Genomic DNA, 14,766 nt, shown 5'->3' with positions numbered 1-14,766 from the left:
TCAGAATTTTGCTCGGTATGTAGCCGAATCTCTGGATTCCCTGTGCCGCAAGCGGGTCCGGCCGGGAAGCTTGGCTTTGCTCCGCTACGATCCAAGTCGATGCAACAGACAGGTGTGATTGTTGCTGGTAATTGGACCTGAAGCAGGACGAGGGCCTTTGGCCTTCTAAACAGCTGGAGGCGATATGTCGGTCAATGGAATTAACAGCAACGGTTTCGATTTCTCAAAACTCTTGGGTGACAGGGCGACGACGCCGGCGGCTGGCTCGGCTGGGGCGGTGGACTTCTCGTCCGCGCTGAAGTTGCAGATGGCCAATCTTGAAGCACAAACTGTCGGCTCGCTGGTCTCGTCGGCGCTCGGTTCCGGCAAGGTGTCGGGGGCGGCAAGCTTTGCCGATATCCTCGGGCTCGGCAAAACGGCCGGCACTTCCTCTCTGGAAGAGATGTTGGGCAATGCCGCGAGCGTGAATGGCGTGTCGGCTCCGGGACGCAACATGGCTTTGTTCGACCCGGAGTCGGCTTATCAAATGATGACGCTGATCAACACCAAAGCCGCCACTTACAAGGCCGAGTCGTCCGAAATGGGCGACATGAAATCCTACATATCGACGCTACAGCAGGAGGCGGTCAAGCTGGGCGGTACCGATGCCTTGAGCAGCGGCGAAGAGGTCCGTGGCCGAGTGCAGGCATTTGCCGATGCCTACAATGGCTGGATGCAGCGCTTTGGCAGCGAGTTGCAGGATGGCGGCTTGCTGGCTGGCACGCAGGCGGCCAAGGTGTCGCAGTGGGAATTTGAGCAGAGCATCGCCAATCCATTCAATGGTGCCAAGGATGGCCTGCACGGCATGGCTGACCTCGGTCTGAGCATCGATCCGCTGACCAAGCTGGCGACACTGGATAACGCCCGGCTGGATGCCGCGCTGACCAACAACAAGACGGCTGCAATCGGCGCGCTGCACGAATTCACCGCCAATTTCGCAAAGGCCGCTGAGTTGTTGAATTCAGCCGGCAACTTCATCGCCAATCGTCTGGACAATCTGTCGCGTGTCATTAGCTACATCGATACCAACATGGCGTCCTTGCAGGCCGAATTCGGTCAGGGTGACCCGGCGATGCCGAGCGGCCAGGTGGCCAAGGCCTTGGCCAATTACAACGCGACTCACGGCGTCGGATGAATTGGCGGTTTTTCAACATTGTTTCAAAAAGACCTGATTTCAGCGGTCGACCGCAGGAACTAGTAAAAAAGGCCGGGAGCGATCCCGGCCTTTTTGCATGCGGTGTGTTGCCCCCGCATCAGGCCGCCGCCCGGTTCAGGATCACGCTCAGTTGCGGATAGTAGGCCAGGCGGCTGAGTTCGATGTGGCGGCCGATATCGACCGATTCCAGTGCGTCGCGGGCGGCGGCCGACTGCTTGACCAGGCTGGGGAAGGATCTGTTGGCATCAGTCGCGGAAAAGATGAGCAGCAGCAGGCGGCCGCAGGCCTGGTAATAGGTCGGGTCCAGGCGGACGAATTTCGCACCACTGTCGCAGGCATCCAGATACGCCGCGGCGGTTGTCGCGGTGGCTTCAAGCGTACTGAGGTCGGTCTGGGTGAGCTGCATCATGGTGGTACTCCTTCATTGATCGAGTCCGGAAAACTGCTTCCGTACTGCTATTAACGGCCAGACAGGGCCCAAGGTTGAGGGCTTTAATGACTGCTTACATCTTGCAACACTAGATGCACAGAGATGGCCGGGCCTGGGCCGTCAGTCGCTAGTTTTTCGCCGAGGCGGCGGTCACGGCGAATGCCAGGCGCTGCTGCATGTGCTGCCAGTGGCTGCCTTCCCAGAAAACGCGCTGGCAGACGCGACAGGTGCTGAAGCTGTGCTTGCCGGCGCGAACGTTGGCGGGCAGGGCGTCGATGATCTGCGTCTTGGCCACTGGCTGCAGCGGTGCATTGCATTCCAGGCACAGCGAAAGCGGCTGGACGCGGGCGGTGAGGTCGAGGCGGGCCAGGATTTCGACCAGTTGCGCCAGCGGTTTCAGCGCATGGACGTAACAGCCGTGGGTGATGCTGCGCCGTTTGAGCAGGGCGCGGTCGCGGCTCAGTACGATGCGCCCGTCGCTGGTCGCCAGGCGCGCAATTTCGGCGTCGTCGAAATGGTTGTCGTAGAGCGTGTCGAAGCCGGCCATGCGGAGCAGGCGGGCCAGGCCGCCGAGGTGGGCGTCGGCGACAAAGCGCGTGACCCGCAGGGGCTGTGGCCGTAAGCGGAGCAGGGGGCCGATGTCGAGGCTTTCGAATTTCGGATAGACGGAAACGCGGTCGCCGGGCTGCAGGCTTGCCGCGAAGCCGACCGATACGCCGTTGATCAGGATCAGTTCGACCTCGGTATGCGGCACGCCGACGGCTTCGATGACATGCTTGAGACTCGCCCCGTCGGCGCAGGGCAGGTCGAAATCGCGATAACGGCGGCCGGGGGCGAGGAAATCGTTCAGTTCCTCGTAGAAACGGAAGCTGGGCATGGCGATCCTTTCCCCGGCAGCACCGGCGAAGCAAACATATCCAGCATAGTACAAAGCGGCCCGGGCACCTTCGCTCGCCCTTGCGGTCTGATCAAGCAGGAAGTGAGCCGCAAGGAGTTGTCATGATGATCAACACCGCCGAACTGGTTGAACTGATTCGCGAAGTCGAAGCCGAGGATCCGATCGACTATGGTGATCTGCCCTATGCTGAAGAGGAGTTGCGGCTGCTGGTTTGCGACCAGGTGCGCGACATTGCCGGCCGGGCCGAGGAACTGGGCGAGGAGGAGTCCCGCACGGTATTGCTGGCGGTGGCTGCCAAGCTGGTCCTCGAAAACCTGGTGCTCCATGTCCGGCTGATGCAGGCCCAGGGCCTTGCCCTCGATGACAGCTGCGCAGCGCTGTTCCGGCGGTTGCGGGGTAAGGCGGGTTCCTAGCCTGGTTTGCCTCTCGCTTGTTCAGGCCGCCGAGCCGGCGGCTTTCCTGAGGTAAAGTGCGTCTCCCTGCATCCTGTGCCGCGATGTCGACTGGCCTTCCCTGAGCATGAATGAACAAACCCTGGCGCGACTGGCGCTTTTTCTGCGCGACCTCGGGCAGGCTCTGCATGTCAGCGGCGCTCCGGCGCACGATCTGGAAACGGCGATGAAGGAGATTGGCCGGCGCCTCGGGGCGCGGGTCGAAGGTTTCGCGGTACTGACTTTTCTCGCCCTGACCGTGGTCGCCGGCGGCAACTCGCGGCGCGTCGAACTGTTGCGCCTGCCGCCCTACGACTACAACATGGCTCGGCTGATCGAACTCGATGCGCTGTGCCGCGAGATTTCGTCGGTGGACGATCTGGAGCACTACATCGAGCGCCTCGCCGCCATCATGCGCCAGCCGGCGCCGTGGTCGGGCTGGCGTTTTGTCGGCATGGGCTTTCTGCTCTCCGGCTCAGTCGCCTTGCTGCTGCGCGGCGGCTGGGTCGAGATGCTGTGCGGCGGCTTACTTGGCATGTTCTTCGTTGCCGGCTACCTGCAGTTCGCCCGTATTCCCCGGCTCGGGCCGGCCGTGCCGGTCATTCTTTGCGCCCTGGCGGCAATCGGAGCGCAGGGGCTGGCCCATCTGTGGCCGCAGCAAGTACCCTTCATATCGGCCGTTGCCGGCATCGTGCTGTTGCTGCCCGGGTTCATGCTGACCGTCGCGATGTCTGAACTGGCGACGCAGAATTATCTGGCCGGCACCGGCCGGTTGACCGGCGCTTTCGTGCTGCTCTTCCTGATGGGCGCCGGGCTGGCCATCGGCACCCAGATCAGCCTCGCTTGGCTGCCGGCCGTGCCGCTGCCGGACAGCGTCGCCGCCTTGCCGGCCTGGGCGATCTGGGCGGCGATTGCGGCGCTCGGCATTTCGCTGCTTGCCGTGCTGCAGGCACCGTGGTCGGCGGTGCATGTCTCGGTCGGTGCCTGCCTGCTGGCTTGGGCCGTCTACTCGCTGGTCAATGCCCGGATGGGCAACGTGGTCGGCGCCTTTGCCGGGGCGCTGGCCGTGGCCAGCGCGGGGCACCTTTACCAATACCTGAGCAAGCGCCCGGCGGCGCTGGTCCAGATTCCCGGGCTGATCACGCTGGTTCCGGGCAGCATGGGCTTTCGCGGGGTCCATGCGCTGATCCAGCAGGACAGCGCGGCCGGCATCAGCCTGCTCACCGACATGGTGATGACCGGTGCCGTGCTCGCCGTCGGCCTGCTGCTGGCCGACAACATCCTGCCGCTGATTTTCGAGCGGCGCGGCGCCGGCGACCGGGCCGTTTGATTTATTGCCCGCTGGCGAGGTTGACCGGCGGAATGGTCGTTGTTGCCAGCCAGGACTCGAATTGCGCCACCGGCATCGGGCGGGCGAACAGGAAACCCTGCAGCAGATCGCAGCCGATGCCGGCCAGGAACTGCCGTTGCGCTTCGGTTTCGACCCCTTCGGCGACCACCGACAGGCCGAGTTGCCGGGCCAGCGTGACGACTGCGCCGGCCACTGCGGCATCGGTTTCCGAAGTGGGCAGGTGCTGGACAAAGCTGAGGTCGAGCTTGAGCACATGCAGGGGCAGGGTACGCAGCATGGCGAGCGAGGAGTGGCCGGTGCCGAAATCGTCCATCGCGACCTGGATGCCGCGCTGGCGCAGACGCTGCAGCACCTGAACGGCGTCGGCCGGGTGCTGCATGGCGGCCGATTCGGTGATTTCCAGTTCGATACATTCCGGCGGTGCACCGGTGGCGACCAGGATGCGTTCCAGCCGTTCAGCCAGGTCGGCGTCGTGGAACTGCCGCGGTGACAGGTTGACGGCGACGCGAGGCACGGCGATGCCGCGGCGCTGCCAGTCGACGATCTGCTGCGCCGCTTCGCGCAAGGCCCACTCGCCGAGTTCGGCGATGATGCCGACCTCTTCGGCGAGCGGAATGAATTCGCCCGGCGAGACTAGGCCGCGTTCCGGGTGGTGCCAACGGAGCAGCGCCTCGACCCCGGCCAGGCCGCCTTCGACGGCGCGAATCTGCGGCTGGTAGAACAGTTCGAGCTGCTGCCGCCCGACCGCCCGCCGCAGGTCGGCTTCCAGCGCCAGCCGCTGGCTGGCCTGCCGGTTCATCGCTTCGTCGTAGAAGCAGAAGGTGTTGCGGCCGGCCGCCTTGGCGGCGTACATCGCGGCATCGGCGTTGCGCAATAAGGTGTCGACATCGCTGCCATCGGTCGGGCACAGCGCCAGGCCGAGGCTGGCGCCGACATCGATTTCCCGGCCGCCGGCGCGGATCGGGCGGCTCAGCGCGGCCAGCACCCGGTTGGCGATGGCCGCCGCCGGTTCGGCCTTGCCGGCGCCTTCGATCAGGATGACGAATTCGTCGCCGGCCAGCCGGGCCAGCATGTCGCCGTCGCGGCAGACGGCGCCGACCCGGCGCGCCACTTCGAGCAGCACGCTGTCACCGGCATCGTGGCCGAGGCTGTCGTTGATCAGCTTGAAGCGATCGAGGTCGATGAAGCACAGCGCGAAACCCTGCCGCCGTTCGCCGCGGGCCAGCGCCTGGCGCAGGCGTTGTTCGAACAGGCTGCGGTTGGGCAGGCCGGTCAGCGAGTCGTGGTGGGCGAGAAAAGCCAGTTGTTCTTCAGCTTCCTTGCGCGGCGTGACGTCGTTGAGGACGCCGACGAAATGCGAAATCGCCCCCGCGTCGCTGCGCACCGGGGCCAGGAAGAGTTCGATCCATTGCCGCGAGCCATCGCAGCGCGGCCTTGATAGCGTGGTGTAGCCATCGCGGCCTTCGGCGATGGCGGCGCGGATCAGCGCGAAGCCGTCGTCCTCACCGGTGCACAGGCAGGGCTGGCCGAGAACGGTCTCGCGCGGGCTGTCGAGGATCTCGGAAAACGCGGCATTGACGTAGGTCAGCCGGTAATCGGGTGGCGTCGCGGCGGCGATGAAGATGCCATTGACGCTCGACTCGATGGCCCTATCGCGCAGCGCGATGGCGCGCTTGTCGGCATGGATGTAAGTGTCCAGCGTCAGTCCGAGGTCGAGCATGACGACCTTGAGCAGCGCGTCGAAAGCCGGCTTGAAGGTCTCAAAATCGCCGTCGGCGGCGGCCCAGGTCGCGCCCAGCATGTCCGAAAGGTACTTGCGGAAGGCACCGACATACCATTTCGGCGTCAGCCCGATGCGGGCATGGGTCATGCCGACGCGCAGACGGCCGCCGACGTAGCTTTCGTCGTAGCAGCCTTCGGTCAGGCTGGCAAAGTAGCGGCCATGCGCCGCCTTCAGGCGGGCGACGGTGGCGTCGTCGGGGAGCAGGGCGGCCAGTTCCGGCAACTGGCGCAGGTAGGCATAGAAACCGTCGGCGAAACCGTCCTCGGCAGCGGCCAGCTTGCCGCGGATGGCGCGCAGTTGCTCGGCGTCGGCCTCGGTGAATTCGAGGAAGGCTTTGCGCGAAGCGATCTCGGCGGCATCGATGCCCATTTCGGCGGCGATGCCGTCCAGCTCGCCGGGCGGCTGGCCAAGGTGCGGGGCGGCGGCGTTCATCAGGCGCAGCGTCCGGGCATTTGCGCCAGGATGCGTTCCATGCCGCCCATCACGGTCAGGTTGGCTTCTTCCATCCGGGTCAGGGCATCGAGGGCGCCGGTGAAGTCGCCGCGCCGGTAATTGTCGACGGCACGCCGGGCGTAGTCGTGCACCGCCTTGTGCGGCGCTTCCATTTCCCGGTAGCCGGGCAGGCGCGAAAACTCCGCCTTGCCTTCGCCCTCGTAATACCACTGGCCGAGGCGGCACTCGGTTTCGTCGGGCAGCGCTTCCGGCCGAAGATCGGAGAGGCCGAGCAGCACCTTGTAGACTTCGAGCTTCAGCGTCAGCTCTTCGATATTGGCCAGTTCGGCATTGGCCAGCCGCGACGACGAGGCGATGCTGCCCTGCATGCGTTGCGACAATTCGAGCAGGCGCTGCATGCTGCGCATCGCGGCCTCGCTCTCGGCGCTCTGATTGGCTGCATTGTCGGCGCCGAGATCCATGATTGCCTTGGCGTTGCCGGTTTCCTGCTGGATGCCGGTGACCAGCCCGCCGATTTCCGTCGTTGCCTTGGCGGTGCGTTCGGCCAGCTTTCTGACTTCGTCGGCGACCACCGCAAAACCGCGTCCCGCTTCACCGGCCCGGGCCGCTTCGATCGCGGCATTCAGCGCCAGCAGATTGGTCTGCTCGGCAATTTCCTTGATCAACTGGACGATGCCGCCAATTTCGCCGGCCCGGTGCGACAGACCTTCGACGCTCTGGCCGGCAGCGCTGATCCGCTCGAACATGCCATGCAGGCTGGTGGCGATTTTCTCGAAGGCGCCCCGGTTGCTGTCCGATTCGGCGGCAGCGGTCAGGGCCGCCGCCGAGTCCTCGTTCAGTTGCCCAGACAGGCCCGAAAACGACTGCCGCATGCCGGCCAGCGATTCGCCAAAGCGGGGGATGTTGCCGAGGACGCCATCGAGCAGGGTCTGCCGGTTGGCCAGTTGCTGCGCTTGCGCTGTCGCCTGGGTGAGCTGGGCCTGGGTCCGGGCCAGTTCATCCTGCTGGGCAAGCAAGCGCGCATTCAACTGGGCATTTTCCGCCTGGGCTGCCGCCAGTTCCCGTTTTGCCTTGTTTCCGAACATGCGGCTTCCTTTTACATGGGTCTTTAAAGTTGAGTAATTTACTATGGTATTACGCGGCGACGCATGACCAAGATCAAATTTGTCCGGCCGGTCGTTGCGGCAGGCGATTCCGCCGGTCAACGTCGGTAAAACGGCAAAAGCCGGAAGCAATGGCCGGGGGGCGGGGTTTCGCTGCCTACTCGATAGCCGGTATCAACAATACTGGGCTCAACGTATGTTTTTCCGGCGCGGCCAATCGTAGATTGAATGACATCTAAGAAGGCTAAGCCCGTGGCATGCACAGGCTGACCCGCCGCTCGTATTGCTTCAATTTGCCGTTTTGTCTTTGTCTCGCGATTGGATGGGGGAAGGAAATGAAATTCGTCCATTGCATGACCCTGTTTCTGCCCGAGGGCAGGAGGGGCGAGGCATGACTGGCGCCTGACGCGTTTTCACGCCGGGCAGTATTGAAGTGACGATGGCAGGGGCTGGGCGATGCGCCAACCCTTTCATCGCTGTCTTTCCGCTTCGATCACGGAGCAAGGAAGGACCGGGCAAGGGGAGGTGGCACGATGAACGAGAACCGACCGGTGGCAATCCTGCCCCCGCACGAAGCGCTGGCCAGGCTGGCCAGTGAGGATCCCGAAGCACTTGAGGCGCTGCGCCGTGAGTTGATCGAGCGCCAGATCGCCAGTGCGCCCGAAGCCGTGCAGCTTCGCCTGCGCCAACTGCAATTCAGGATCGACGGCATCCGCAAGACTTCGAGCTCGCCGCTGGCGGCCAGCCAGCGCATCCATGCACTGATGTGGGAGTCCTTCGTGCAATTGAAGGAAGAGTTGCATCGTTTCGGCCTGCTGAACCGAGGCAGCACCTCTCCGCCGATGACCGGTCGGGCGCCGCCGAAACGGAGCGCCGCAGTCATTTCGCTGACCATTCGGCGATCCAATGCGAGCATGGGTGGCCGTCTCTGATTTCACCTCGTCGAGAACGCACGCCGCGATGCCCGCCCGTTTGCTTGAGCCCCACCAGCTTTATACGGCCAGCACACTGGACGAGCTGCCTTTCAGCAATACCTCGGAACTGCCCGATGTCGATGAAAGCTTTGCCCAGCCGCGGGCCGTCGAAGCGCTGCGCTTCGGCCTGGCCATGCCGCAGGCCGGCTTCAATCTGTTTGTGCTTGGCGAAAGCGGCAGCCGCCGACACGCCCTGGTCTGTCATCTGATCGAAGAGGTTCGGCAAAAGACGCTGGCCCACGTCGATTACTGCTACGTCAATGATTTCCAGAACCCGCATGCACCCCGCCTGCTGCAACTGCCGGCCGGTCGCGGAACACGCTTGCGCGACGACATGCAGCAGATGACCAGTTGCCTTGGCCCGGCCATCGCGATGGCTTTTGAAAGCGAGGAATACCGGGCCCGGGTCAGCGCGCTGGAGGAGGGCTTCAAGCAGCGCCAGGAGGGGGCCTTGAGCGAGCTGGGCGACACCGCCCTGGCGCGTGGTGTGGCGCTGATGCACACCTCGGCCGGCTTCGCGTTCACGCCGATCGATCCGGCGAGCAAGGAGCCAATCGACAAGGAGGCTTTCGAGCAACTGCCCGAGGCGCGTCAGCACGAGCTGGTCGATATCATCAAGGAGTTCCAGGCGCCGCTGGAAAAACTACTCGCCCACTTTCCCCGCTGGCGGCACGAGTTGCAGGAAGCGCTGCGGGAGATTGGCCGGGATGCCATCCGCCAGACCATCAGCCATCTGCTGGCGGAAATCAGAACCAACTACGCCGATCTGCCGGCCGTGCTGACCTTTCTCGATGCCGTCGAGGCCGATATCGTCGACTCCGGCGATACGCTGCGCGAAACCCGGCAGGAAGATCCGGACCCCGAAACGATGCATTTCACCGGCAGCATTTCCATCCAGCGCTACCACGTCAATTTGCTGGTCGATAACGCAGCGACCCAAGGCCAGCCGGTCATTTGCGAAAACCTGCCGACCTTGCCCAATCTGCTCGGCCGGGTCGAACACGTCTCGCACATGGGCACGCTGCTCGCCAACTTCACGTTGATCCGGGCTGGCGCCTTGCACCGGGCCAATGGCGGCTATCTCGTTCTCGATGCCGTCCGCCTGCTCAGCCAGCCGGGTGCCTGGGACGGCCTGAAGCGCGCCCTGCAAAGCGGGCGGATCAGCATCGAGTCGCTCGGTGAAATCTACGGCTTGACCAGCACCCTGCAACTTCAGCCGGAAGCGATCCCGCTCAAGGTCAAGGTCGTGCTGATCGGCGAGCCGATCATTTATTACCTGCTGGCCGAATTCGACCCCGAGTTTGCCGGCCTGTTCAAGGTCGCCGCCGACCTCGACGACAGAATTCCCCGCAATACGGAGAACAGCGGCCAGTTTGCCCGCTATCTGGCCACCCAGGCCCGCCGCCACCAGCTCAAGCCGCTGGAGAGGGCGGCAGTCACCCGCCTGATCGAACACGCCGCTCGCCTGGCCGAGGATGCCGAACGGCTCAGCGTGCTGACCCGGGAACTGCTCGAACTGATGCAGGAGGCCGATTTCCTGGCCGGAAGCGCCGAACTGATCGGCCGGGCGCACGTCGAGCAGGCGATGGCGGCGCGGACGCGGCGTGTTGACCGCCTGCGCGAGCGGGTCTTCGAGGCAATCCAGCGCGACATCCTGCTCATTGCCACGGCAGGCGAACTGATCGGGCAGGTCAATGGGCTGGCAGCCATTGCCCTGGCCGATTTCGTTTTTGCCCACCCGGTGCGTCTTTCCGCCGCCGTGCGGATTGGCGAAGGCGAAATGATCGACATCGAGCGCGAGGTCGAACTGGGCGGGCCGATCCATTCCAAGGGCGTGATGATCCTGTCCGGCTTCTTTTCCGCCCGCTTCGGCCGGGGCATGCCCCTCGCGTTCAATGCCAGTCTCGTCTTCGAACAGACCTATGGCGAGGTGGAGGGCGACAGCGCCTCGCTGGCCGAACTGTGCGCCTTGCTCTCGGCGATCGGCGCCGTGCCGATCCGTCAGTGCTGGGCGGTGACCGGCTCGGTGAATCAATATGGCGCCGTTCAGCCGATTGGCGCGGTCAACGAGAAAATCGAGGGCTTTTTCGATATCTGCGCCGCCCGCGGCTTGAGCGGCGAGCAGGGCGTCATCATCCCGGCCGCCAACGTTCGCGACCTAATGCTCAAGCCGGCCGTGCTCGAAGCCGTCGCCGCCGGGCGCTTCCGCGTAGCGGCGGTGGATCATGTCGACCAGGCCATCGAACTGCTCACCGGTCTGCCGGCTGGCGATGCCGACGCCAACGGCGCAGTTCCCGAGGGCAGCATCAATTACCTGGTGGCGACGCATCTTCTTGAACTGCACTCAATGCAGCAACTAGCGCACGAAGAGAGGAAGCCCAGTGCCAAACACGTCAGCCACCGGAAAAAGCCGGTACTCAAGCAGCCGCCAAAGAAAACCAGCCAATAATTATGCTAAATATGTGCGAAATCCAACAAAAATAGGCGAAAGCCGGTAACGGATTACCGTGCTCCGGGTATTCCAGAACATTGTTACAAAAAAGAAACTTGCCAACTCCTGCATTGCAGTCATCGACTCAGTTTGGTGGGGCCGCACTGCTTAAATCGTCATTCAATAAGGGAGTTCCCATGATCAAAAAAGCCGGCCCGTTTCTTCCCAGCGCCCAAAGCGCCATGGAGTATGCTCAGCAAATGATGGAATGCACCGCGCAACTGCTCCAGTCGCAACTGGACATTGCCGAGAAGGTCTACACCAGCACCACTTCAGGCTATCGCGAGATCATCAAGTCCGGCGAACCGGCGGCCATCATGAACAAGCTGCCGAAAATCGTTGAAAACACCATTCGCGTCACCTCGGAAGGGGCGACCGGCTACCTGACCAATGGTCTCAACTACCAGAACACCGTGATCGACCTGATGAAGAACAAAGTACCCGAGATGAACCGTCAGTTCATCAAGGGCATGATGGAAAGCACCCAGATTTCCAGCGCCAGCTAAGGTCGCGATAGCGGTCGACGCTGACGGCGTATCCGCCGATCAGCGCCGGCCGCTCAGGATCGGCAGCGTTTCCGATCCGATTTGGCAAGCTCCGGCTTGCCGCTCCCACCGCCAATGCGGTCGAGCCAGGCTTATTTCCAGCAAAGAATCCGTGGTTCTTTTCTTGGTGACGGTTTGCCCGCCACATCGGGTACACCAACAATGATCGGCGCCAGCACCTGCATGTCGTCCGGGATGCCAAGTTCCGCCTTGATTGGCGGCGTGTTCAGCGTCTCGCTCGCCGAGCCGATGACACAACTGCCCAGGCTCATCGCACAGGCCGCCAGCATGAGGTTTTCCGCTGCCAGCCAGCAATCGGCGACTGCCATCGGGTTCGCGATCTGGCCGCAGATCAAAATCAAAGTCCCGGCATTGTAGAAAATGTTGAAATTGGGGTGGGCAAACAAACTCAGCACCTCGGCGTCGCAATCGGCGCGCTGCATCTCGGCCAGGGCGAGCGGCTTTGCCCGGTCCGAGATGCTTTTCAGCAACTGGCGATCCTGAATGACGGCGAAAGCCCAAGGCTCCTGATGCATCGCCGTCGGTGCGCGCACCGCAGCGGCCAGCAACTGGCGGACAGTTTCCCGCGAGATGCCTTTGCTGCAAAACGAGCGCACCGAACGACGCTGGTTGATGGCCTCAAGTGTATTCAAGGGGGCAAGCAGATGGACCATCGCCGGCAGTTGGTCACTCAGCCATACGACTGCTGACTTCTCGCCAGGGCCGGGTAAAGCTCGGCCAAACGGCGTTGCAGGCGGGCCGTTTCGCTTGCCAGATGCTGGATCGTTGAATGCCGGCCCGAGATCGCTGCCTCGTCCGCCTGTTGCGGCCCGGGCATTTTCTCCCTGGCCCATTGAAGGTTTGATGAATGGGCACGGGCAACCGCTTGCCAGTCTGCATCATGCCCGACCTGTGGAACGTGCATATCTACATGCTTGTGTTGTCTCAGCACAAGATTCCTCGCTTTCTATCGAATGTCTCCGCGTCGCAGCCAGCCGACGGCAAAACCGTCAGGCCGGATGCACCTCGATGCGATATGGAACTGTCTTTGCCTGCTTGTTGGTGGAATATGTATCAGGCATCGACCTCTGCAATCTTGACGGACAGTCAGGCTTAAGAAAATACCTATATTTGATTATTTCAAGTTGGCAGGCGCTACCTGCTTTTTGCTGGAGCGCTGCCGGATCGGTGCTATGACGATCAGTTGCAAGCATCGCCAGGAAGCGCCACAAGCCTTCTTTCACAGCGGAGAGTGCGCAACGGTGCATTGCTGCACATGGCATAATCGACCAACGATAAAGTCATAACAAAAAAAGGGGAGCGTCGTGGCTTCATTGATTCCGGCCATCGGTACCTGCGTTTCACGCATGACCGGCGGTGAACGGCGGCTGGCCCAGCGCCTAGAAAACAAGCTCGAAGACGACTGGCTGCTCTGGTACGACGTACCGCTCGGCCCGCGCAATGTGCATCCCGACTTCGTCGTCTTCAACCCGCGGCGTGGCCTGCTGGTGCTGGAGGTCAAGGATTGGCGCCTCGACACCATCCAGGAAATCGACCGGCAAAGCGTCAGCCTGCTGACCAGCAACGGCCTCAAACGTCAGGCCAATCCGCTCGAACAGGCCCGGCAATACGCGCATGAAGTGGTCGATCTCCTCAAACGCGATCCGCAACTGACCATCAACAGCGGCAGGATGCAAGGCACCTTGCTGTTCCCCTGGGGGTATGGCGTCGTGCTGGCCAATATCACCCGCAAGCAGTTCGAGAGCACCAACCTCGGAGAAGTGCTCGACGCGCATCGTGTCATCTGCCAGGATGAAATGACCGAAGCGGTCGATGCCGAAGCGCTGCAGGAACGCCTCTGGGGGATGCTGCCCTTTGCCCGCAGTGTGCCGCTCTCGTTGCCGCAGATCGACCGCATCCGCTGGCACCTCTTCCCGGAAATTCGCATCGCCGCACTCGCACAAGGTGGATTGTTCGAAGAAGGCGAACCCGAGATTCCCGACATTGTCCGCGTCATGGATATTCAGCAGGAGCAGCTCGCACGCAGCCTCGGCGAAGGCCACCGCGTCATCCACGGCGTTGCCGGCAGCGGCAAGACGCTGATCCTCGGCTACCGGGCCGAACATCTGGCCAAGGTCTGCGCCCGGCCGATCCTCGTCCTTTGCTACAACCGTACTCTGGCCAAACGGCTGGCGCGCAGCATGGCGGCCAAGGGGCTGGCCGACAAGGTCTTGGTGCACAGCTTTCACCAGTGGTGCCGGGCGCAACTTGTCGCCTACGACGCCGGCCTGCCGGAAAATGGCAAAGACAACGATTTTTACGCCTCGGAACTGGTCGACCGCATCATTCGCGCCGTAGACGCCAATATCATCCCGGCCGGCCAGTACGACGCCGTGCTGATCGACGAAGGCCATGACTTCGAGCCCGAATGGCTCAAGCTCGTCGCCCAGATGGTCAACCCGAGCACCAATTCACTGCTCGTTCTCTACGACGATGCCCAATCCATCTACGGCCGCGACAAGCGCGGCAAGCTCAGCTTCAAGAGCCTCGGCATACAGGCGCAGGGGCGTACCACCATCCTCAAGGTCAACTACCGCAACACGCAGGAAGTGCTCGAGCTGGCCAGCGGCATCGCCAGCGAACTGCTCAAGCCGACTGCCTCGGACGAAGACGGCGTGCCGCTCGTCGCCCCGATCAGCGCCGGCCGCCACGGCCCCAAACCACTGCTGATCAAGCTGCCGAGCATTCAGGACGAAGCCGACTACATCGCCAATCACCTCAAGGAAGCCCACAAAACCGGCACCCCGTGGAGCGACATGGCGGTCATCTACCGTGACTACCCGCACATCGGCAAACCTGTGCTGGCGACGCTACGCAAAGCAGGCGTCCCGGTGACTTATCAGGACGACATTACCTTCGCCGAAAAGGAAGACACGGTGAAGTTCCTGACCATGCATAGCTGCAAGGGGCTGGAGTTCCCGCTGGTGGCGATACCGGGGGCGGGTAGGGCGGAAGCGGATCAAGGGCGGAAGGATGAAGAGGCGCGGTTGTTGTATGTGGCGATGACGCGGGCGACGCGGGAGTTGGTTATTTTTTAATAATATTTGGGGGG

Annotated in this window: 12 protein-coding genes; 7 read left to right on the top strand and 5 right to left on the bottom strand. The window is 62.8% G+C overall.

Annotated features, from left to right (window positions below):
* Positions 1-184 precede the first annotated feature (184 nt).
* Complete coding sequence (locus AT959_RS00065; protein ID WP_066879088.1) at positions 185-1,174, top strand: hypothetical protein; 990 nt, start codon at positions 185-187, stop codon at positions 1,172-1,174.
* A 118-nt stretch (positions 1,175-1,292) separates the two neighbouring features.
* Here AT959_RS00065 and AT959_RS00060 read toward each other — a convergent pair whose 3' ends face one another.
* Both AT959_RS00060 and AT959_RS00055 read right to left on the bottom strand, forming a co-directional pair.
* Positions 1,293-1,604: a hypothetical protein gene (locus AT959_RS00060; RefSeq protein WP_066879085.1), complete on the bottom strand. Its 312-nt coding sequence runs from the start codon at positions 1,602-1,604 to the stop codon at positions 1,293-1,295.
* A 148-nt stretch (positions 1,605-1,752) separates the two neighbouring features.
* On the bottom strand, positions 1,753-2,502 hold the full coding sequence (locus AT959_RS00055; RefSeq protein ID WP_066879082.1) for a Mut7-C RNAse domain-containing protein: 750 nt from the start codon (positions 2,500-2,502) through the stop codon (positions 1,753-1,755).
* A gap of 122 nt (positions 2,503-2,624) precedes the next feature.
* On the opposite strand from AT959_RS00055, the gene AT959_RS00050 reads away from it, so the two are divergent.
* Positions 2,625-2,936 (top strand): hypothetical protein, encoded by a 312-nt coding sequence (locus tag AT959_RS00050; RefSeq protein WP_066879079.1) that lies wholly within the window; start codon positions 2,625-2,627, stop codon positions 2,934-2,936.
* A gap of 106 nt (positions 2,937-3,042) precedes the next feature.
* On the top strand, positions 3,043-4,284 hold the full coding sequence (locus tag AT959_RS00045; RefSeq protein ID WP_066879076.1) for a threonine/serine exporter family protein: 1,242 nt from the start codon (positions 3,043-3,045) through the stop codon (positions 4,282-4,284).
* A gap of 1 nt (position 4,285) precedes the next feature.
* On the opposite strand, the gene AT959_RS00040 is transcribed toward AT959_RS00045, so the two are convergent.
* Together AT959_RS00040 and AT959_RS21935 are read right to left on the bottom strand one after the other, a co-directional pair.
* The gene (locus tag AT959_RS00040) at positions 4,286-6,520 is read right to left on the bottom strand and encodes a putative bifunctional diguanylate cyclase/phosphodiesterase (protein ID WP_240481640.1); all 2,235 of its coding nucleotides are present in this window, start codon (positions 6,518-6,520) and stop codon (positions 4,286-4,288) included.
* Complete coding sequence (locus tag AT959_RS21935) at positions 6,520-7,626, bottom strand: methyl-accepting chemotaxis protein (RefSeq protein WP_066879073.1); 1,107 nt, start codon at positions 7,624-7,626, stop codon at positions 6,520-6,522. Before AT959_RS21935 ends, AT959_RS00040 begins: the two co-directional genes overlap by 1 nt.
* A gap of 551 nt (positions 7,627-8,177) precedes the next feature.
* Between AT959_RS21935 and AT959_RS00030 the strand changes: the two genes are divergently transcribed.
* The 3 genes from AT959_RS00030 to AT959_RS00020 all read left to right on the top strand — a co-directional run bounded on the left by AT959_RS00030 (position 8,178) and on the right by AT959_RS00020 (position 11,615).
* Entirely contained in the window at positions 8,178-8,576 is a 399-nt protein-coding gene (locus tag AT959_RS00030; RefSeq protein ID WP_066879070.1) for a DUF3135 domain-containing protein, read from the top strand.
* Positions 8,551-11,067, top strand: coding sequence for a Lon protease family protein (locus AT959_RS00025; RefSeq protein WP_240481639.1), 2,517 nt, complete (start codon positions 8,551-8,553; stop codon positions 11,065-11,067). Before AT959_RS00030 ends, AT959_RS00025 begins: the two co-directional genes overlap by 26 nt.
* A 179-nt stretch (positions 11,068-11,246) precedes the next feature.
* Positions 11,247-11,615, top strand: coding sequence for a hypothetical protein (locus AT959_RS00020; RefSeq protein WP_066879065.1), 369 nt, complete (start codon positions 11,247-11,249; stop codon positions 11,613-11,615).
* A 131-nt stretch (positions 11,616-11,746) separates the two neighbouring features.
* Here the strand turns inward: AT959_RS00020 and AT959_RS00015 are convergent, their stop codons facing one another.
* The gene (locus AT959_RS00015) at positions 11,747-12,508 is read right to left on the bottom strand and encodes a nitroreductase family protein (RefSeq protein WP_205629800.1); all 762 of its coding nucleotides are present in this window, start codon (positions 12,506-12,508) and stop codon (positions 11,747-11,749) included.
* Positions 12,509-12,979: 471 nt separating this feature from the next.
* Here AT959_RS00015 and AT959_RS00010 point away from each other — a divergent pair, with 471 nt between their 5' ends.
* Positions 12,980-14,752: a DEAD/DEAH box helicase gene (locus tag AT959_RS00010; protein WP_066879057.1), complete on the top strand. Its 1,773-nt coding sequence runs from the start codon at positions 12,980-12,982 to the stop codon at positions 14,750-14,752.
* The last annotated feature ends 14 nt before the right edge of the window (positions 14,753-14,766 follow it).

Origin of the sequence: Dechloromonas denitrificans (genome assembly GCF_001551835.1) — a bacterium.
In the GTDB taxonomy this organism is placed as follows: Bacteria; Pseudomonadota; Gammaproteobacteria; order Burkholderiales; family Rhodocyclaceae; genus Azonexus; species Azonexus denitrificans.
This window is presented reverse-complemented; position numbering and strand designations above follow the sequence as displayed.